At 70.2% G+C, this 18,877-nt stretch carries 22 protein-coding genes; 5 read left to right on the forward strand and 17 right to left on the reverse strand.

Features of this window, described 5'->3' with window-relative positions; genetic code table 11:
* The 7 genes from AB4Z01_RS18105 to AB4Z01_RS18135 form a co-directional block, all read right to left on the reverse strand.
* Nucleotides 1-124: DUF6481 family protein (locus AB4Z01_RS18105; RefSeq protein WP_441696002.1), on the reverse strand; the 124-nt coding region annotated here is incomplete at its 3' end.
* Nucleotides 125-249: 125 nt separating this feature from the next.
* Entirely contained in the window at nt 250-852 is a 603-nt protein-coding gene (locus AB4Z01_RS18110) for a YdeI/OmpD-associated family protein (RefSeq protein WP_441695939.1), read from the reverse strand.
* A 16-nt stretch (nt 853-868) separates the two neighbouring features.
* Nucleotides 869-2,719 carry a DNA mismatch repair endonuclease MutL gene (gene mutL, locus AB4Z01_RS18115; RefSeq protein WP_441695940.1) on the reverse strand — a complete coding sequence of 617 codons (1,851 nt, stop codon included), beginning with the start codon at nt 2,717-2,719 and terminating at the stop codon, nt 869-871.
* Nucleotides 2,720-2,780: 61 nt separating this feature from the next.
* Nucleotides 2,781-3,506, reverse strand: a complete 726-nt coding sequence (locus AB4Z01_RS18120; RefSeq protein ID WP_441695941.1) for an anti-sigma factor — start codon at nt 3,504-3,506, stop codon at nt 2,781-2,783.
* Nucleotides 3,503-4,060: a sigma-70 family RNA polymerase sigma factor gene (locus tag AB4Z01_RS18125; RefSeq protein ID WP_441695942.1), complete on the reverse strand. Its 558-nt coding sequence runs from the start codon at nt 4,058-4,060 to the stop codon at nt 3,503-3,505. The genes AB4Z01_RS18120 and AB4Z01_RS18125 overlap by 4 nt, the downstream gene beginning before the upstream one ends.
* 107 nt (nt 4,061-4,167) lie before the next feature.
* The gene (locus AB4Z01_RS18130; RefSeq protein WP_441695943.1) at nt 4,168-4,725 is read right to left on the reverse strand and encodes a fasciclin domain-containing protein; all 558 of its coding nucleotides are present in this window, start codon (nt 4,723-4,725) and stop codon (nt 4,168-4,170) included.
* 105 nt (nt 4,726-4,830) lie between these two features.
* On the reverse strand, nt 4,831-5,535 hold the full coding sequence (locus AB4Z01_RS18135) for an SDR family NAD(P)-dependent oxidoreductase (protein ID WP_441695944.1): 705 nt from the start codon (nt 5,533-5,535) through the stop codon (nt 4,831-4,833).
* Nucleotides 5,536-5,895: 360 nt separating this feature from the next.
* On the opposite strand from AB4Z01_RS18135, the gene AB4Z01_RS18140 reads away from it, so the two are divergent.
* The 3 genes from AB4Z01_RS18140 to AB4Z01_RS18150 all read left to right on the forward strand — a co-directional run bounded on the left by AB4Z01_RS18140 (nt 5,896) and on the right by AB4Z01_RS18150 (nt 7,293).
* Nucleotides 5,896-6,546: a helix-turn-helix domain-containing protein gene (locus AB4Z01_RS18140; RefSeq protein ID WP_441695945.1), complete on the forward strand. Its 651-nt coding sequence runs from the start codon at nt 5,896-5,898 to the stop codon at nt 6,544-6,546.
* A gap of 153 nt (nt 6,547-6,699) precedes the next feature.
* Entirely contained in the window at nt 6,700-6,969 is a 270-nt protein-coding gene (locus AB4Z01_RS18145; RefSeq protein WP_441695946.1) for a hypothetical protein, read from the forward strand.
* 6 nt (nt 6,970-6,975) lie between these two features.
* Nucleotides 6,976-7,293 carry a hypothetical protein gene (locus AB4Z01_RS18150; RefSeq protein WP_441695947.1) on the forward strand — a complete coding sequence of 106 codons (318 nt, stop codon included), beginning with the start codon at nt 6,976-6,978 and terminating at the stop codon, nt 7,291-7,293.
* Here the strand turns inward: AB4Z01_RS18150 and AB4Z01_RS18155 are convergent.
* From AB4Z01_RS18155 to ileS, 7 genes are all read right to left on the reverse strand, one after another.
* The gene (locus AB4Z01_RS18155) at nt 7,266-8,078 is read right to left on the reverse strand and encodes an MBL fold metallo-hydrolase (protein WP_441695948.1); all 813 of its coding nucleotides are present in this window, start codon (nt 8,076-8,078) and stop codon (nt 7,266-7,268) included. The genes AB4Z01_RS18150 and AB4Z01_RS18155 overlap by 28 nt on opposite strands.
* A gap of 31 nt (nt 8,079-8,109) precedes the next feature.
* A complete protein-coding gene (locus AB4Z01_RS18160; protein WP_441695949.1) occupies nt 8,110-8,253 on the reverse strand; it encodes a hypothetical protein in 144 nt (47 codons plus the stop codon).
* A 63-nt stretch (nt 8,254-8,316) separates the two neighbouring features.
* The gene (gene tam, locus AB4Z01_RS18165) at nt 8,317-9,123 is read right to left on the reverse strand and encodes a trans-aconitate 2-methyltransferase (protein WP_441695950.1); all 807 of its coding nucleotides are present in this window, start codon (nt 9,121-9,123) and stop codon (nt 8,317-8,319) included.
* A gap of 115 nt (nt 9,124-9,238) precedes the next feature.
* The gene (gene pgi, locus AB4Z01_RS18170) at nt 9,239-10,879 is read right to left on the reverse strand and encodes a glucose-6-phosphate isomerase (protein WP_441695951.1); all 1,641 of its coding nucleotides are present in this window, start codon (nt 10,877-10,879) and stop codon (nt 9,239-9,241) included.
* A 76-nt stretch (nt 10,880-10,955) separates the two neighbouring features.
* Complete coding sequence (locus tag AB4Z01_RS18175) at nt 10,956-11,597, reverse strand: DUF3035 domain-containing protein (RefSeq protein WP_441695952.1); 642 nt, start codon at nt 11,595-11,597, stop codon at nt 10,956-10,958.
* Nucleotides 11,594-12,130 carry a signal peptidase II gene (gene lspA, locus AB4Z01_RS18180; RefSeq protein ID WP_441695953.1) on the reverse strand — a complete coding sequence of 179 codons (537 nt, stop codon included), beginning with the start codon at nt 12,128-12,130 and terminating at the stop codon, nt 11,594-11,596. The genes AB4Z01_RS18175 and lspA overlap by 4 nt, the downstream gene beginning before the upstream one ends.
* On the reverse strand, nt 12,127-15,015 hold the full coding sequence (gene ileS, locus AB4Z01_RS18185) for an isoleucine--tRNA ligase (RefSeq protein ID WP_441695954.1): 2,889 nt from the start codon (nt 15,013-15,015) through the stop codon (nt 12,127-12,129). The genes lspA and ileS overlap by 4 nt, the downstream gene beginning before the upstream one ends.
* A gap of 284 nt (nt 15,016-15,299) precedes the next feature.
* Here ileS and AB4Z01_RS18190 point away from each other — a divergent pair, with 284 nt between their 5' ends.
* Complete coding sequence (locus AB4Z01_RS18190) at nt 15,300-15,569, forward strand: CopG family ribbon-helix-helix protein (protein WP_441695955.1); 270 nt, start codon at nt 15,300-15,302, stop codon at nt 15,567-15,569.
* Complete coding sequence (locus tag AB4Z01_RS18195) at nt 15,566-15,874, forward strand: type II toxin-antitoxin system RelE/ParE family toxin (RefSeq protein WP_441695956.1); 309 nt, start codon at nt 15,566-15,568, stop codon at nt 15,872-15,874. Before AB4Z01_RS18190 ends, AB4Z01_RS18195 begins: the two co-directional genes overlap by 4 nt.
* Nucleotides 15,875-15,886: 12 nt before the next feature.
* Here the strand turns inward: AB4Z01_RS18195 and AB4Z01_RS18200 are convergent, their stop codons facing one another.
* The 3 genes from AB4Z01_RS18200 to AB4Z01_RS18210 all read right to left on the reverse strand — a co-directional run bounded on the left by AB4Z01_RS18200 (nt 15,887) and on the right by AB4Z01_RS18210 (nt 18,839).
* Nucleotides 15,887-16,075 (reverse strand): riboflavin kinase, encoded by a 189-nt coding sequence (locus AB4Z01_RS18200; protein ID WP_441695957.1) that lies wholly within the window; start codon nt 16,073-16,075, stop codon nt 15,887-15,889.
* A 13-nt stretch (nt 16,076-16,088) separates the two neighbouring features.
* Nucleotides 16,089-18,353: a hypothetical protein gene (locus AB4Z01_RS18205; RefSeq protein WP_441695958.1), complete on the reverse strand. Its 2,265-nt coding sequence runs from the start codon at nt 18,351-18,353 to the stop codon at nt 16,089-16,091.
* Nucleotides 18,354-18,449: 96 nt separating this feature from the next.
* Complete coding sequence (locus AB4Z01_RS18210; RefSeq protein ID WP_441695959.1) at nt 18,450-18,839, reverse strand: M10 family metallopeptidase C-terminal domain-containing protein; 390 nt, start codon at nt 18,837-18,839, stop codon at nt 18,450-18,452.
* Between the last annotated feature and the right edge of the window lie 38 nt (nt 18,840-18,877).

The raw sequence follows: 18,877 nt of genomic DNA on the forward strand, positions 1-18,877 counted from the left end.
TGTCCGGCGAGACCTTGGCGCGGAACCGCTCCAGAGCGGCTTTCTTCGCATCCTGAGCGCTGCTCAGCCGGTCCCCGAATCCCTTTTCCTTATAACTGCTCATCGTTCCGTCGACTCGTTGCATGTATCCCCGATTCACCGGCGGGGGATGAATGCCTCCCGCGCGGACGCACTAGATATGCTTCCTCGGCGGCGGTGCCAACAGCCGTTCCGGCATGCCGGTCACGCGGCAAGCCGACGGCGCCGACCTCAATCGCCGTGAATCCGTTCGCCGCGCGCGAGCATGGCGACGAAATCGGCGACCCGGCGGGCGCGGGTCCCGGCCCTCTTCGCGGTCTGCACACGGTACAGCACGGCGTAGCGGTTGCGCGAGTCGAGCGTGGCAAAAAACGCGGCCGCCACGGGATTTTGATCGAGCGCCGCCTGCAGGTCGTCCGGCACGCCGCGGTGGCGGCTGAGGCCGTAGGCCGCCTCCCACCGCCCGTCGCGCCGCGCCGCCTCGACCGCGCCGAGGCCGGCCGGCGCCATCCGCCCGGCGGCGATCAGCGTCTCGACCTTCTCGCGATTGCGCTGCGACCAGGCGCTGCGCGGCCCGCGCGGCGTGAATTTCTGCAGCCAGGCCGCGGCGTCGCCGCCCTGCTTGCGGCCGTCGATCCAGCCATGGCAGAGGGCGATGTCCAGCGCCTGCTCGTAGGTCACCGAGGGCGTGCCGGAGCCGACCCTGGCGATGGTGAGCCAGACACCGCGGGAAGACTCGTGATTCGCCGCCAGCCAGGTTTCCCAGGAAACGGCGTCGGTGAAGCGTAGGAGCGGCAGGCCCTGGTGTTCGCCCAGCTGTTCGCAACCGGTCATGGTCTCGTGATCAGCCTCACCGCCGCTGGAACAGCTTCTCGATGTCGGCGAGCTTGAGCTCGACATAGGTCGGCCGGCCGTGGTTGCACTGGCCGGCATTGGGGGTGACCTCCATGCTGCGCAGCAGGGCGTCCATCTCCGCCGCGTTGAGGCGACGGCCGGCGCGGACGCTGCCATGGCAGGCCATGGTGGCGCAGACATGGGCCAGACGCTCGGTCAGCGGCCTTGCGTCGTCCCATTCCGCCAGGGCGTCGGCGAGATCCTGCATCAGGCCCGGCACGTCGGCCTGGCCGAGCAGCGCCGGCACGCCGCGCACCACCACGGCGCCGGGGCCGAAGGGCTCGAGCTCCAGCCCCAGCTCCGCCAGCTCCGCCTGCCGCGCGCCGAGGCGGTCGACCGAGGCCTCGTTCAGCTCCACCACCTGCGGCAGCAGCAGGCCCTGGCTCCTGACCGTGCCGGACAGCAGCTCGGCCTTCATCCGCTCATAGACGATGCGCTCATGCGCCGCGTGCTGGTCGACGATGACCAGCCCGTCGCCGGTCTGGGCGACAATGTAGGTCGCATGGACCTGCGCCCGGGCGGCGCCGAGCGGATGGTCCGGCGCCGGCTCCGCCACCTCCGCTTCCGCCCGCGCGGAAGGCCGGGCGAGGTCGGTGGCGATCGGCGCCTGCCAGGCGGCGGCCGCCTCGGCCAGGCCGGAGGGCGGGCGCACCGGACCGCGGCTCTGGAACCAGGAGGTCTGGCCGCTGAACCGGGACAGCGGGGCCTGCATCGGCGCCGGCCCGTCCAGCCCGCCCCGGGTCGCGAAGGCCGCCAGGGCGTCGGCGCCGACGCTGGTCGAGGCGCGATGGCCGGCGGCGGCGATGGCATGGCGCAGGGTGCTGACGATCAGCCCGCGCACCAGCGCCGGGTCGCGGAACCGCACCTCGGCCTTGGTCGGATGGACATTGACGTCGACCTCCTCCGGCGGCAGCTCGAGATACAGCGCCAGCACCGGGTGGCGGTCGCGCGGCAGCACATCGGCATAGGCGCCGCGGATGGCGCCGAGCAGCAGCCGATCCCGCACCGGCCGGCCGTTGACGAACAGGTACTGCGCCTGGGCGGTGCCGCGGTTCAGTGTCGGCAGCGACGCATGGCCGGTCAGGCGCACCGCCTCGCGCAACGCCTCGATCGGCAGGGCGTTCTCGGCGAAGTCGCCGCCCAGCACGGCGCCGACGCGGGAAAGGCGCGCATCGAACAGCTCGCCCTGCGCCGCCTCCAGCCGCAGCAGGGTGCGGCTGGCGTCGGCGACGGTGAAGCTGAGGGTGGGATGCGCCATGGCCAGGCGCTCGACCATGTCGACCGCGGCCTGGGTCTCGGCCCGCTCGCCCTTCAGGAACTTCAGCCGCGCCGGGGTGGCGTAGAACAGGTCCCGCACCTCGACCCTTGTGCCCTGGTTCAGCGCCGCCGGCACCGGCGCCGCCACCGCCCCGCCTTCGACCGACAGGCTCCACCCTTCCGCGGCGTTCCGCGGGCGGCTGGCGATGGACAGGCGCGACACCGCCCCGATCGACGGCAGCGCCTCGCCGCGGAACCCCAGGGTCGAGATCCGCACCAGGTCGTCGTCGGGCAGCTTGGAGGTGGCGTGGCGCTCGATCGCCAGCACCAGCTCCTCCGGGTCCATGCCGGCGCCGTCGTCGACGACCGAGATCAGGCTGCGGCCGCCGTCGCGCAGCGCCACGTCGATGCGGCGGGCACCGGCATCGATGGCGTTCTCCACCAGCTCCTTCACCGCCGCGGCCGGGCGTTCGATCACCTCGCCGGCGGCGATCTGGTTCACCAGCGTCGGCGGCAGGCGGCGGATGGTGCGGAGGGACTCGACAGTCATGGCGCCCATCGTAGGACCGGACGGCGCCGGAGGGAATCGCCCGCGAACGGGGACAGCCCTGTCAGGACGGATCGTCGATCAGCGTGCCGGAATACACCACCGGCCCGGTCGGGGCGCCGGTGGGCGAGCCGCCGGCCGGCTCGACGCTGACCGCCAGGGTGCTGCCGGTCAGGGCGGAGCCGCGCAGCGCCTCGGGGATGGCCAGGCGCTTCCGGTCGGCGGCGTCGATCAGGCCGAGCGAGCGCGGTGCGGCGCCGGCGGCGACGAACCAGAGCTCGAGGCTGCGGTCGGCCGGCACCTCGGCCCGCACCGGCCGGACCTGGACCACGCCGGCGCGGGTGTCGACCCGGACGATCAGCGCCGGCAGGTCGCCGCCGCGATTGACCACCGCGACATAGCTGTCCGGGCGAGCGGGAATATCGGCGCGGGGCAGCAGCAGGAAGGCCGCGAGGCCGGCCGCCAGGGCGCCAGCCGCCAGGGCCGCGCTGCGCCACCAGGCGCGGGACCGGAGCAGGCGCGCTTCCGCCGAGAGCCGCAGCACGGCCGGGCCCGCCGGCTTGGGCGGCGCCTCAGGACCGATCGCACGCTCCAGCGCCGCCCAGACCTGGGGGCCGGGCTCGACCGGCGGCACCTGCGCCGCCAGCCCGACCAGGCGCCGCTCCCAGGCCGTGACCTCGGCCTTGAGCGACGGATCGGCCGCCAAGTCCCGCTCGAACGCGGCGCGCTCCTCGGGCGGCAGGGTCCCGAGGACGTATTCGGCGATCCGGGCCTCCTGCTCCTCGGTCACGGTCCGGCTCCATCCATGCAGTGGCGCAGGGCGGCCAGCCCGCGATGCAGCCAGGTCTTGATGGTGTTGACCGGCCGGTCGAAGCGGGCCGCCAGCTCCTCGCGCGAATAACCCTCGTAATAGGCCAGCAGCACGCAGCTGCGGTGGCTGTCGTCCAGCAGGCCGAGACAATGGCCGAGCTGGCGCAGATCGGTGAAGCCGGCGGCCCCGGCCCGCGGGTCGGGGATCGATTCGAGCCAGTCGCGGCCGTCCTCGTCGGGCTCGACCAGCACCTCGCGGCGCTGCCGGGCGACGTCGATGGCGCGGTTGCGGGCGATCGCCGCCATCCAGCCCAGCGGCGAGCCGGTGCCCGCCGAGAAGGATGCGGCGCCGCGCCAGATGCGGAGATAGGCATCCTGCAGCACCTCTTCCGCCGTCGCCCGGTTGCGCAGGATGCGGAGCACGATGCCGAACAGCAGCGGCGACGTCCGGTCGTAGACGGCCTTGAACGCGCGCCGGTCCCCGCGGCCGGTCGCCTGCAGCATCCGGATCAACTCCTCGTCCTCGGCCGGCATCGGTCCCCGCATCATGGATGCCGGGACTGTAGCAGCAGAGCCCCGGCAGACGGACGCGAATTCGCTGGGTGGGGGCGCCGCGGCCGCGACGCCCCCCTCGCCAGCCACTACGGCATCAGCACGGTGTCGACGACGTGGATCACGCCGTTCGACTGCAGCACGTCGGGGATCGTCACCCAGGCGGTGGCGCCCTTGGCGTCGACCAGCTCGAACCGCTCGTGCTTCCATTCGACGGTCAGGTCTTCGCCCTCGACCGTCTTCAGCATGGCCTTGCCGTGGCCAGCCTTGACCGCCGCCGCCAGGTCGGCCGCAGTCAGCCGCCCGGGCACGACGTGATAGGTCAGGATCGTGGTCAGCATCGCCTTGTTCTCGGGCATCACCAGGGTCTCGACCGTGCCCTTGGGCAGCTTGCCGAAGGCGGCGTTGGTCGGGGCGAAGACGGTGAACGGGCCGGCGCCGTTCAGGGTGTCGACCAGCCCGGCCGCCTTGACCGCCGCGACCAGGGTGGTGTGGTCCTTCGAATTGACCGCGTTCTCGACGATGGTCTTGCTCGGGTACATCGCCGCGCCGCCGACCATCACGGTGGCTTCCGCGAGGGCCGGCCCGGCCGCGGCGAGGAACAGGCAGGCGCCGATGGCGCTGGAGGCAAATCGCACGACACGCATCTCGGGTTCTCCCACTCTGGTTGCGTCGCCGGATGACCGGGACGGGGAGCCCTTACGAGGCACATGCCGGGAAAGTTTCAGGATCGGGCCGGAAAAAGATTCCTCCTACCAGGGAAAGGTGCCCAGCTCCGGCTCGCCATAAAAGACCGGCCGGTCCGGCCGGATGCGGTCGACCCAGCCGGCCAGCCGCGCCGCCGCCTCCGGCGCCTCGAGATCGGCGTCGGCACTGGCCATCCTGGTGCGGATCCGGCCGGGATGGACGGCGTAGACGGCCAGGCCGCACGGCCCGAATTCGCGGGCGAGGCAGGCCGTCAGCATGTTCTGCGCCGCCTTGGAGATGCGGGTGGCGTAGGCGATGCCGAGATGGTCGAAATCGCCGGCCGCGACCCGGCCGATCGAGCCGAGCCGGCTGCTGACATTGACGATGGCCGGCCGCTCCGCCGCCAGCAGCGCGTCGATCGCCGCCTGGCTGATGCGCAGCGCCGCCAGGCAGTGGACGTCGAGCGCCTGCTGCACATCCTCGATCCGGATGCCGGCCAGCTGCGCGCCACGGCCGGACATGCCGGCGTTGTTGTAGAGGATGTCCACCGCCGGCGCCCGCTCCGCCAGCACCTGGCGCAGCTGGTCGGCGCAGGCCTGGTCGGTGATGTCGCCGCGGACCAGGATGCCGTCCGGCCCGGCCGCCGCCGTGAAATCAGCCGCGTCGCTGCGGACCACGCCGATCACGGTGTCGCCGCGGGCGGCGTACCACCGCGTCAGCTCCAACCCCAACCCCGCCCCGGCGCCGGTGATCACGATCCTGCGAGCCATGCGTCGTCCCTTATGTCCGATGTAGCGGGCAGGATGCGGCGAAGCGGCCGGAGGGGCAAGCACGTCGACACCGAATTAACGTGTTTAATTTGTATGAACTGCAAATAACACCGCCGCGATATTGACTTTGCCTCCGCAATAACAGATATGACAGTCAGCGGAGGTTGCCATGCCCTTGCCTGCCCGTACATCCAACGTCGTCGACCTTGCCCAGTACCGCGCCCAGCGCGCACGGACGGCCGCGCCTGCGGTCGACCCGACACAGGCGATGGCTTTTCCGGTAATGTGGGTGTGGATGCCGCTGCTGCCGACCTTGCCCGTCGCTTGGCCGACGCAGCCGGCAGGCTGATGAGGATGACCTTGGCCGGGACCGACGCCGACGAGCCCGCCACCGACAAGACCGCCGCCAAGCCTCCCGACGAGGCGAACGGCGCCGACACGGCCCATGACCTGTCGCTGGCCCTCGGCCAGAATCTGCGCCGGCTGAGGACCCGCCAGGGCCTGTCGCTGGAGCGCTTCGCCCAGAAATCCGGAGTCAGCCGGGCCATGCTCGGCCAGATCGAGAACGGCCGCTCGGTCCCCACCATCGGCGTGGTCTGGAAAGTGGCGAAGGCGCTGGACGTGCCCTTCTCCAGCCTGCTGACCGGGCGCGAGGCGCCCGGCACCACGGTGCTGCGGGCGCGCTACGCCAAGGTGCTGACCTCGAATGACGGCAGCTTCGTCTCCCGTGCGCTGTTCCCCTATGAGGGCGAGCGCAAGGTCGAGTTCTACGAGCTGCTGCTGGCGCCGTACCGGCAGGAGGATGCCGAGGCGCATGCGCCGGGCACCACCGAGAACCTGGTGGTGGCGCAGGGCGAGGTCGAGATCACGGTCGGGGCCGAGCGCCACCGGCTGGGCGCCGGCGACGCCATCCTGTTCGAAGCCGACGTGCCGCACAGCTACCGCAACCCCGGCGCCGACAAGGCGGTCATGTACCTGGTGATGACCTATATCGAGTCGGTCGGGTCCTGATGAATCGCTGGCTGCCGGTCAGGGTGGCAGCATGACTGGCCGGAATCGTTAGGGCGGCCGCACCGAAGCGCGCGCCGCCCTTGTTCCCGGACGTGTGACCGGATCGGCGCGGCCGAAGCCGCGCCGGCAGCAGATCAGGCCGCCTTCTCCGGCATGCACACCATCATCGGCATGCCGCCGCAGCTCATCATCATCGGCATGCTGCCCATCATCGCCATCATCCGGCGGCAGGCCTCGGTGAACATCTCCATGCTCATGCCGTCCATCGGCATCATCTCGCAGGTCATGCCGGTCGGGGTCATCTCGCAGGTCATCTTGCACATCATGACCGGCATCATCCCCATCGGCATCATCTGGGGCATCATGCCCGGCATCATGCCGTTCATCATGTTCGGCATCATGCCCATCATCGGCATCATCTGAGGCATCATGCCCTGCATCATCTGCGGCATCATGTTCATCATCTGGGGCATCATGTTCATCATGCCGGACATCATATTCGGCATCATGCCCATCATCGGGTTCATCGGCATGGCCTGGGTGGTCGAGGACGTCATGGATCGCGCTCCGCGGCGAAGGGTTCGGCGTGGCGCGACCATTTCGCAGCCGCGGAATCGGCGCAAGGCGCGTCCGGGCGCCCGCGGCACTTTCCTCCGCCGCATCGGACGGGCCGCCGCTATGGTGGAGGCTCCGGTCGATTTGACGGTCGGCCCTCCGATTTATTGGAGGCCGATCGCCCGGATGTAGCGCTCGGCCGAGCGCAGCACGGCGCCGCGGGCATCCGCCCTGACCTGCCGGCCGACGAAGGCGCCATACAGCCGGTCGAACTCGTACGGCGCCACGGCATCGGCGATGCGCCGCACCGCCGGGGCCGGCAGCGGGATCAGGTTCGGGTAGCTGTACATGAAGGACACCCAGCGCCGGTCCGGCAGGCCCTGGATGGTGTCGCCGCTGAGCAGCACGCCGCGCCCCTCCGCCCCCGCCGCCCAATGCAGCACCGAAGCACCGGCGAAGTGGCCGCCGCAGCGGATCACGGTCAGGCCGTCGGCCAGCGCCAGGGTCTCGCCCGACCAGAACGACAGCGCCGGGTCGGGCCGCTGCACCCATTCCCGGTCATCGAAATGGAGATGGACCGGGCAGCCGAAGGCCTGCGCCCATTCCACCATCGTGGTGTGGTAGTGCGGGTGCGAGATGGCGATGGCGCGGAGGCCGCCCAGCGCCCGGATCGCCGACACCGTGGCGTCGTCGAGCAGCGCCACGCAGTCCCACATCGCCACGCCGCCCCCGGGCAGCCGGATCAGGAAGGCGCGCTCGCCGATGCCGAATTCCGGCTCGACCAGGACCTGGTCGAGGCCGGGCTCGATCGCCGTGAAGACGGTGCGGTGATCCCGCCGCAACTCCTCCAGCGTCAGCCAGCTCTGTCCGGATTCGGGCACATATTGCCGCTCGTCCTCGCAGATCGGGCAGGCCGCGGGCGGCGCCGGGCTGTCGGGATATTGGGTGCCGCAGGTGCGGCAGAGATGGAAAGCCATGCCGCGATCCTGTCACCGGATCGCGGCGGCATCAATCGTGGCCGCTGCTGCCCGCGCCGAGGCTGGAGCCTCCGCCGCCACGCGAGGCCGGCTTGACCTCGATGCCCTGGCAGGCGGCGAGCAGGAGCAGGGCGCTGAGCAGCGATCCGATCGCGGCGAGATGGGTGATCGACATGGCGGCCTCCATCGTCGTGGTCTGTCCCTGCCATGTGGTGCCCCGCCGCGACGCGGGGAAGGCTTAGCGCGGCCGGCGGGCGACGACAAAAAGCCGCGGGAAGGCCAGCAGCAGCTTGCCGTCCGCCTTCGGCCGGTAAGCCTCGGCGATGCGGCGTGTGTAATCCGCCAGGAAGCCGGCGCGCTGGTCCTCGCCCAGCGGGTCGATGAAGGGCCGGAGGCCGGTGCCGCGCACCCAGTCGACGATCGCCTCCGCGGACGCCATCGGGTGCTGGTAGGCGGTGCGCCAGACATCGGTCTCGGCCGCGAGCGGCGCCAGCAGGTCGTAATAGGAATCGAGCGGCAGGATCCTGGTGCGCACCAGCGCGGCCTCGCCGATCGTCTCTTTCCACGGCCCCTCGCCCGCCACGGCGCGCATCAGCCGGTGCGTCGGCTCCTCGCGGTTGTCGGGCATCTGCACCGCCAGCACGCCGCCGGGCGCCAGCAGGCCGAACAGCCGCGGCACCAGCGCCTCGTGCCCCGGCAGCCATTGCAGCGTCGCGTTGGCGTAGATCAGGTCGGGCGCTTGCGGCGGCTGCCATTCGGCGACGTCATGCCGCTCGAAGCGGCAGCCTGGCAGGCGGGCGCGGGCGTCGGCCAGCATCGCCTCGGAGCTGTCGATGCCGGTGACCTCCGCCCCCGGAAAGCGTTCGACCAGCAGCTCGGTCGAATTGCCCGGGCCGCAGCCGAGGTCGTAGATCACCAGCGGACGGCCGGCCCCAGTCGAGTCGATGGCCGGCGGGTCGAGCTCGACCCGGGCCAGCAGGTCGCGGGCCGGGCGCGTGCGCTCGTCCTCGTAGCGGCGGTAGAGGGCTGGGTTCCAGTCGGCCATGGCGTGTCCTCGGCTCGCGGGCGGGTACCCTAGAGATGAGCCGAGGCTGCCATCATGTCCAATAGGGTGATTCCGGCCGATCCATATGCGTACGATATGGATCGGCCGGCGAAGCTCACGTCCAATCGCGGATCGCGGCGAGCAGGCCGAGGGTCGAGCTGTCATGCGCCCCCGGCGCCGTCTCGCCCAGCAACTCGGGCAGGATCGCCTTGGCCAGCTGCTTGCCCAGCTCCACCCCCCACTGATCGAAGGAGTAGATGTTCCAGATGGTGCCCTGGACGAAGATCTTGTGCTCGTACAGCGCGACCAGCAGGCCCAGCGTGTAGGGATCGACCGTCCGCACCAGGATGGTGTTTGACGGGTGGTTGCCCTCGAACACCTTGAACGGCAGCAACGCCTCCAGCGCCGCGCCGGACAGGCCCGATTTGGTCAGCTCAGCCCGCACCTGGTCCGGCGTCTTGCCGACCATCAGCGCCTCGGTCTGCGCCAGCACGTTGGACAGCAGGATCGGGTGGTGGTCGTCGACCGGGTTGTGGCTCTCCACCGGCGCGATGAAGTCGCAGGGGATGACCTTCGTCCCCTGGTGGATCAGCTGGTAGAAGGAGTGCTGGCCGTTGGTGCCGGGCTCGCCGAAGATCACCGGCCCGGTCTGGTAGTCGACCCGGTGCCCCTGGCGGTCGACCGACTTGCCGTTCGACTCCATGTCGGCCTGCTGCAGATAGGCCGGCAGCCGGTGCAGATACTGGTCGTAGGGCAGCACGGCATGGGTCTGCGCGTCCCAGAAATTGACGTACCAGATGCCGAGGATGCCCAGCATCGCCGGCAGGTTCTGCTCCAGCGGGGCCGAGCGGAAATGCGCGTCCATGGCGCGGCCGCCGGCCAGGAAGCGCTCGAACGCGTCGGCGCCGATGCCGATCATCACCGGCAGGCCGATCGCCGACCACACCGAGTAGCGGCCGCCGACCCAGTCCCAGAAGCCGAACATGTTGGCGGTGTCGATGCCGAACTTCGACACCTCGGCCGCATTGGTCGACAGCGCCGCGAAATGCCTGGCGATCGCCGCCTCCGGCGCGCCGGACTTCAGGAACCAGCGCCGCGCGGTGTGGGCGTTGGTCAGCGTCTCCTGCGTCGTGAAGGTCTTCGACGCGATCAGGAACAGGCTGGTCTCGGGGTCGATCCGCTTCAGCGTCTCGGCGATATGGGTGCCGTCGACATTGGAGACGAAGTGCAGCGTGATACGCGGGTGCTGGTACGGGCGCAGCGCCTCGGACACCATCACCGGGCCGAGGTCGGAGCCGCCGATGCCGATGTTGATCACGTCGGTGATCGGCTTGCCGGTGTGGCCGGTCCAGCTGCCGTCGCGCACCGCGTCGGAGAATTCGCGCATGTGCTTCAGCACAGCCGCCACCTCGGGCAGCACGTTCTGGCCGTCGACGGCGACCGAGCCGGACAGCTCGGCCCGCAGCGCGGTGTGCAGCACGGCGCGGTGCTCGGTGCCGTTGATCAGGTCGCCGGCGAACATGCGGTCGCGCCAGCCCTCGACGTCCTGCTGCCGGGCCAGGGCGAAGAGGAGGCCCAGCGTCTCCTCGGTCACCCGGTTCTTGGAATAGTCGAGCAGCACGTCGCCGAGGCGCAGCGAGAAGCGGTCGAAGCGCTTCGGGTCGGCGGCGAAGAGGTCGCGCATATGCACGCCCTCCATCGTCTTGCGGTGCGCTTCGAGCGCGGTCCAGGCGGGCGAGCGGGTCAGATCGGACATGGGCGGGCGCCTCCGGTGCGGCAGCGTGTCGGATCGAAAAGGGCCGGCAGCGGCCGGCCCGTGGAACTCACAATCCTCAGAAGCTCGGGACGAGGCCCTCGAGCGGCGCCTTGCGCTTGCGGATGATGATCGGCGTGTCGCCGCTGCTCAACGGCTTGCCGGTCTCGGCATTGGTGTTGAGGCGCGCCGATTCCTTGTAGGGGTCGACCACGGTGCCGGGCAGCGGCTTCGAGTTCCAGAACATCAGCCGGTCGACGAGGCCGTCCTCGCTGGCCGCGATCTGCGATGTCTCCTGGTCGACGGTCGAGCGGATGTCCGGCTGCGCCTGCCCGGCCTTGGCCAGCACGGCGGAGGCGCCGGGCCCGACCGCGGTCGGGCCGCCCTGGCCGCGCGTCACCTTCTGGCCCTGGCCGAACAGGATCGCCTCGGCCTGCTCGCGCGGCTGGGCCTCCTGCGGCCGCGGCGCGCCCGGCGTCGGCGCCGGCAGCTCGTCCATCGAGGTCGGCATGGCCAGCGGCGCGCGGGGCATGACCGCGAATTCGTCCGGAGTCGACCGGTCGTAGCCGATCATCTCCTGCACGGTCTGGTTGCTCTCGCCGCAGCCGGCGATGGCCAGGGTGGCGACGACCAGGCCGGTCAGCGTGACCAGCCGGCCCCGCCGCGCCCGGCCGGGCTGGGAAGGGGAGGTGGACTGGAGAAAACGAGACTGCCCGCTCACGATCTGTCCCTCTGCTGCGCCGTCACCGGATGCGTGCGCCGGCCGAACAGGCTGTCGGCGATCAGCAGCATCACCCCGATGCTGATCGCGCTGTCGGCCACGTTGAACACCCAGAAGGAATACTCCCCGGCGTGAAAATGCAAGAAATCGGCGACGGCGCCGAAGCGCAGCCGGTCGATCACATTCCCGATCGCCCCGCCGATGATCAGCCCGACGCCGAAGGCGACGAGGCCGCGATCGTTGCGCGCGAGCCACACCAGAAGGCCCGCGACGACGGCAACCGCGACCGCCGACAGCCCCCAGCGCACCAGCGGCGCGTCGCCGGCGAGGAGACCGAAGCTGATTCCATAGTTCCAGACCATGGCAAAATCGAGGAAGCCGGTGATCCGGATCGGCGGCGCCCAGCTGGCGGTGGTGATCGGCTCGGCCAGCCCGAACACGCCCTTCAGCACCCACCATTTGCTGATCTGGTCGGCGATCAGGATCAGCACGGCGATGACCAGGCCGCGCCGGAACAGCGGCGCATCGGTCATGCCGGGGCCCCGGAGCCCGCCGCGTCCACCGCGTCGGCGCAGCGGTTGCACAGGTCCGGATGGGCGGCCACCGTGCCGACCTCCGGCAGGACCCGCCAGCAACGGTCGCAGCGGCTGCCGTCGGCGGCCGCGACGACCACGCCCACGCCCGGCACATCGGCCAGGGTGAAGGCGCCCCCCGGCACCGCGCCGGTCTCGACCGTCAGGCCCGAGGTGATGCAGGTCTCGGCGAAGTCGAGGCTGCGCAGCAGCTCGGCCTCGGCCGCGCCGGCATGCACCACCGGATGGGCCTGCAGCGAGGAGCCGATGCGCTTGGCCGCGCGCTCCACCTCGATAGCGCCGGTGACCACGCGGCGCAGGTCGCGCAGCCGGGCCCAGCGTGTTGCCAGGGCGTCGTCGCACCACGCCTCCGGCACCTCCGGGAAGGTGTGGAGATGAACGCTGACCTCCGGCCCGTCGCCATGCCGGGCCAGCCAGGCCTCCTCCGCCGTGAAGCAGAGGATCGGCGCCAGCCACACCGTCAGGTGGTCGAACAGGATGTCGAGCACCGTGCGCACGGCGCGGCGGCGCGGATCGTCCGGCCGGTCGCAATACAGCGAGTCCTTGCGGATGTCGAAATAGAAGGCCGACAGGTCGACGGCGCAGAAATTGTGCAGCGCCGTCGACAGGGTGTGGAAGTCATAGGCCTCGATCGCCCGGCGGATCGTGCCGTCCAGCTCCCACAGCCGGTGCAGCACCCAGCGCTCCAGCTCCGGCAGCTCGGCGGCCGGCAAGCGCTCGCTGTCCTGGAAGCCGTCGAGGGCGCCCAGCAGATAGCGCAGCGTGTTGCGCAGCCGGCGATAGGCATCGGCCTGGTATTTCAGGATCTCCTTGCCGACGCGCATATCCTCGGAATAATCGGTCGAGACCACCCAGAGGCGCAGGATGTCGGCGCCGGACTGATCGACCACCGTCTGCGGCGCCACCACGTTGCCGAGCGACTTCGACATCTTCCGGCTCTGCTCGTCGAGCACGAAGCCATGGGTCAGCACCGCGTCGTAGGGTGCCCGGCCGCGCGTACCGCAGCTTTCCAGCAGCGAGGAGTGGAACCAGCCGCGATGCTGGTCCGAGCCCTCGAGATAGAGGTCGGCCGGCCATTTCAGATCCGGCCGCTGCTCCAGCACGAAGGCGTGGGTCGAGCCGGATTCGAACCAGACGTCGACGATGTCGAGGACCTGCTCGTAATCCTCGGCCTTGAAGGTGTTGCCGAGGAAGAACTGGGCATCGTGCTTGTACCAGGCGTCGGCGCCTTCGAGCTCGAAGGCCGCGGCGATGCGCTGGCACACCGCGGTGTCGCGCAGCGGCTCGCCGGTCGCCTTGTCGACGAAGATCGCGATCGGCACGCCCCAGGCGCGCTGGCGGCTGATCACCCAGTCCGGCCGGCTCTCGATCATCGAGGACAGGCGGTTGTAGCCCTGCTCCGGCACGAAGCGGGTCTGCTTCAGCGCCGCCAGCGCCGTCTCGCGCAGCCCGTTCGTCTCCATCGAGATGAACCATTGCGGCGTGGCGCGGAAGATCAGCGGCGCCTTGGACCGCCAGCTGTGCGGGTAGGAGTGGCGGATCTGGCCACGGGCCAGCAGGCCGCCGGCGGCCTCGACCGCCGCGGTGACGACCTTGTTGGCGTCGCCCTTCTTGCCGTCCGGCCGATAGATCACATGGCCGGCGAACAGCGGCACGCTGACATGGTAGCTGCCGTCCTCGGTCACCGTCTCGGTGGCGGGGATGCCGTGGGCGCGGCCGAGGTCGAAATCGTCGGCGCCGTGGCTGGGCGCGGTGTGGACCAGGCCGGTGCCGGCATCGACCGTGACATGGCCGCCGGGCAGGAACGGCACCTCGAACTCATAGCCCTGCCCCGCCAGCGGGTGGCGGGCGACGGTGCCGGCGAAGTCCGAGCCCGGGAACTTGTCGATCGCGGTCCAGCCGGTGACGGCGATGTCCTTCGCCACCGCCTCGGCCAGCGCCGTGGCCAGCACCAGGGTCTCTCCCGGCCTGGCCAGGCTGCCCTCGGCCACGGTGTCGACCTTGTAGACGCCGTATTCGAAATCCGGGCCATAGGCGATGGCGCGGTTGGCCGGCAGGGTCCACGGCGTGGTGGTCCAGGCCACCGCCGCGGCGCCGTCGAGCGACGGCCGCGACGCCTTGGCCACCGGGAAGCGCACCCAGACCATGTCCGAGGTGATGTCCTGGTACTCGACCTCGGCCTCGGCCAGAGCGGTCTTCTCGACCACCGACCACAGCACCGGCTTCAGCCCGCGATACAGCCCGCCATTCATCAGGAACTTGTGGATCTCGCGGACGATCTGCGCCTCGGCCGGGTCGGTCATGGTCAGGTACGGGTCGGCCCAGTCGCCCATCACGCCGAGGCGCTGGAACTGCTCCGACTGCACCCCGACCCAATGCTTGGCGAAGGCGCGGCATTCCTCGCGGAACTGCAGCACCGGCACCGCGTCCTTGTCCTGGCCGGCCTTGCGGTACTTCTCCTCGATCTTCCACTCGATCGGCAGGCCGTGGCAGTCCCAGCCCGGGACATAGACCGAATCCCGGCCCAGCATCTGGCGGGTGCGGACGACGATGTCCTTCAGGATCTTGTTGACCGCATGGCCGATATGGATGTCGCCATTGGCGTAGGGCGGGCCGTCATGCAGCACGAACTTCTCACGGCCCTTCGAAGCGGCGCGGATCCGGCCGAGCAGGTCGTTCTGCGCCCAGCGGGCCAGCAGCTCCGGCTCCTTCTGCGGCAGGCCGCCACGCATCGGGAAGTCCGTCTTCGGCAGGAAGACGGTGGATCGGTAGTCGGGCGCGGCCGGGGCGGCGGCGCCCGGTGTCTCGGCAGGCTGGACGGTCATGACATGAAGGCTCGTGGATCCACGCGGGGGTCAATACCCGCTTTGACGATCGGATGCCAGCCGGACGACCCGACGGGCCGTGGAGCGGCATGATGCGAGGGGTGCGCGCGGCGCGGTGACCCGACCCCCGTCAGGGGGCCGGGCGGATAATTCGGAACAGGGCGGCCGGCTTGCGCATGGACCCCATCGTACCGGACCGGCGCCCGGGGTCAAGGCGCGCAACCGCCTGGAGAGTACGCCGAGGGTGTGCCAGGATGTGTACGTGTCAACACAGAGGTTGTGCGATGACCGCCACCACCACGATGACGATTCGGATCAGGTCCGATGTAAAAGAAAAGCTCGAACGGATCGCGGTCGGCACGCGGCGGAGCAAGTCGTTCCTCGCTGGCGAAGCGGTTGCAGCCTATGTCGATCGCGAGCTCGAAATCATCGAGGGCATCAAGCGTRGCATGGCCGAAGCAGAGGCCGGACGGATCGTGCCGCACGATGAGGCTATGGCTGAAATCTATGCCGCCATCGAGGCGGCCGAGGCGAAGCGTTCAGGCAAATCGTGAAGCGGCCTGTCGGCTGGTCGCGCGAAGCTCTGGACGACATCAAAGGTCAGGTTGCATTCATCGCGCGGAATAATCCCCTGGCCGCAAGGCGGATCGCCGATCGCCTTCGAGATGCGGGCGAAGCTCTTGGCAACCTCGCTACGGGCCGGCCTGGCCGCGTGACCGGCACCTACGAGACATCGGTGAGCCGCCTCCCCTATATCATCGCCTATGAGCTGCGGCCGATTGCTGGCCGGGAGAGCGTCGTCATTCTGCGCGTGATCCACACAGCGCGGGACTGGCCGGCGGAAGAATGGCCGAACTGACCTGGTAGCGCCCTACCGCGCCAGCGCCTGCCGCGCGGCCTCGCAGTCGCGGTCGATCTGGGCGACCAGGGCCTCGAGCGAGTCGAACTTCTCCTCGCCGCGCAGCCATTCCACCAGCTGCACCCGCAGACGGCGGTGGTAGAGGTCGCCGGAGAAGTCGAACAGATAGGCCTCGAGCAGCGGCGTCTCGGTCCGCCACATCGGCCCGGTGCGATCACAGCACGAAGTCGCCGGCAACCAGGCCGATGGCGCCGTTGAGCTGGATGTGGAAGTCGGAGACGCCGTCGCCATTGACGTCGCCGGCAATGGTGGTGACCCCGCCGGCGACGGCATAGCGCAGCTGGCCGGCGACGCCCGAATAGAGGGCGCTGCCGATGAAGCTGAAGGCCTGGTGGCCGGCGGCGCCGGTGTCGGCGTCGATCGCCGACAGGTCGACCTTGTCCCCCTGGCCGCGGCTGAAATCGGCGATCCGATCGGCCCCGGCGCCGACCGCGCTGTCGGCCGCGTCGAGATAGACGAAGCGGTCGGCCCCGGTGCCGCCGGTGAGCGCGTCCTTGCCGCCGGCCCCGGTGAGGACGTCGTTGCCGGCCCAGCCCTGCAGCACATTGGCGCCGCCGGTCCCGACCAGGATGTCGTCGCCCTGGTTGCTGCCGGTGAGGTTCTCGATGCCGGTCAGCGTGTCGCCGGCGGCATCGCCGCCGCTGGCCGTGCCCGCCGCCAGGTCGACCGCGACCCCGGCCGAGCCGATGTAGTAGCTGGCGGTGTCGAGGCCGCTGCCACCGTCCAACTGGTCGGCCCCGGCGCCGCCGGACAGGGTGTCGGCGCCGGCGCCACCCGCGAGGATGTCGTTGCCGGCGATGCCGTAGAAGATGTTGTCGGTGCCGCTGCCGGTCAGCCTGTCGGCCAGGTTCGACCCGGTCAGGCCCTCGATGTTGATCAGGAGGTCGTCCAGGGCGTCGCCCGCGAGACCGAGGCCGACCTGCAGGTCGACCATCACGCCGGCGGAGCTTGCGGTGTACAGGACCCTGTCGAAGCCCGCGCCGCCATCGAAGTCATCGGCCGCGGCGCTGCCCTCGAGGATGTCGTCGCCCGCACCGCCCGACAATGCGCTGCTTCCGCTGCCGCCCTTCAGCACGTCGTTGTGGTCCGACCCGATCAGGTTTTCGATGCTGATGAAGCTGTCACCCGCGGCGTCGCCGCCCGTTCCAATCCCGGCGACAAGATCCACCTGCACCCCCGCGGCCGAATGGGCGTAGGACGCGGTGTCGATCCCGGCGCCGCCGTAGAGCGCGTCCGCCCCGGCGCCCCCTTCCAGCGTGTTGCTGCCGGAATCGCCGCCCAAAGTGTCGGCGAAGCCGCTGCCGCGCAGGCTCTCAAAGCCCGTCAGCGCATCGCCCTCGGCATCGCCGCCGGCGCCCATTCCACTGGCGAGGCCGACCGTGACGCCGGCGGCGGAATGCTCATAGCTGGCGGTGTCGACGCCGGCACGCCCATCCAGGACGTCGGCGCCGGCGCCACCCTCCAGCTGGTTCGCCCCGGCATCGCCGCGCATGGAGTCGTTGAAGCCCGACCCCAGAGCGTTCTCGATCTGCACATACGTGTCGCCCGCGGCCTCGCCGGCGGTTCCGCCGGTGACGAGGTCTACAGCGACCCGCGCGGCGGCGAGCGAATAGTCGACCGTATCCACGCCATCGCTGCCGGACAGGGTATCGGCGCCCGTACCGCCCACGAGCAGGTCGTCGCCGGCCCCGCCGGACAGGCTGTCGGCGCCGCCGCCGCCCCTGAGCACATCGTCGCCGGCGACGCCATTCAAGGCTTCGCCCTGGCTGCCGCCGATCAGGACGTCGTCATATGCCGAGGCGAAGACGGCTTCGATACTCTGCAGCACATCGCCCTCGGCATCGCCGCCGATCCCCGTGCCGGCGGTCAGGTTCACGGTCACGCCGGACGGAGAATCGGTGTAGAGGACGGTGCTGCCGTAATAGCCGCCCCCGGGGGCGCCAATGAGGGTGTCGGCCCCGGCGCCGCCCTGCATCCTGCCGCCGCCCAAGCCCAGGGTCAGGATGTCGTGTCCGGCGCCGCCCGTGAGGAGGCTGTTGCTTACGTTGGAGGCTCCTGTCAGGACATCGTCGAAGGCCGAGCCGACCACCCCGTCGAAGTAGATGTCGTACTTGTCGCCCTGGGCATCGCCGCCGGAGGCCACGCGGGTTGTCAGGTTGACGGTGACGCCGGCGCTGGAGCCGGCATAGGACAGGTGGTCAATGCTGTAGCGGCCGCCGTGCATCACATCGGCTCCGGCCCCTCCCTCGAGCAAGCCTCCGCCGTCATTCCCGAGGATGTCGTCTCCGGCGCCGCCGAACAGATCGTTCGCACCCGTGCCGCCAGAGAGGATGTCGTTACCGCCCAGCCCGAAGATCTGGTCGTCGCCGCTGGTGCCGAACAGGGAATCGTTGCCATTGGTGCCGATAATCGTGGCCATCGCTGAATTCTCCCCGGAATGCGGATCAAAAACCGACTCGAAATATTGCCGCGGATTGTAGCAGGCCGGACGGCGGTGCCGCCCGGCCCGGTGCGATCACAGCACGAAGTCGCCGGCGACGAGGCCGATGGCGCCGGTGAGCCGGATGTTGAAGTCCGAGACGCCGTCGCCGTCGACATCGCCGCCGATGACGGTGACGGCACCATCGGAGAGGAAACGCAGCTGCCCGGCGACGCCGGTATAGGCGGCGGTGCCGATGAAGCTGAAGGCCTGGTTGCCGGCGACGCCGGTGTCGGCGTCGATCGCCGACAGGTCGATCCGGTCGCCCTGGCCGTGGCTGAAATCGGCGATCACATCGGCGTTCACCCCGACCGCACTGTCGAACACGCTGCCATAGATGAAGCGGTCGGCCCCGGCGCCGCCGAGGAGCGTGTCCTTGGCGCCGGCCCCGGTGAGGGCGTCGTCGCCGCCCCAGCCCCGCAGCACATTGGCGCCAGCATCCCCGGCCAGGATGTCTTTGGCCA

The organism is Inquilinus sp. YAF38 (genome assembly GCF_052113205.1).
In the GTDB taxonomy this organism is placed as follows: domain Bacteria; phylum Pseudomonadota; class Alphaproteobacteria; order DSM-16000; family Inquilinaceae; genus Inquilinus.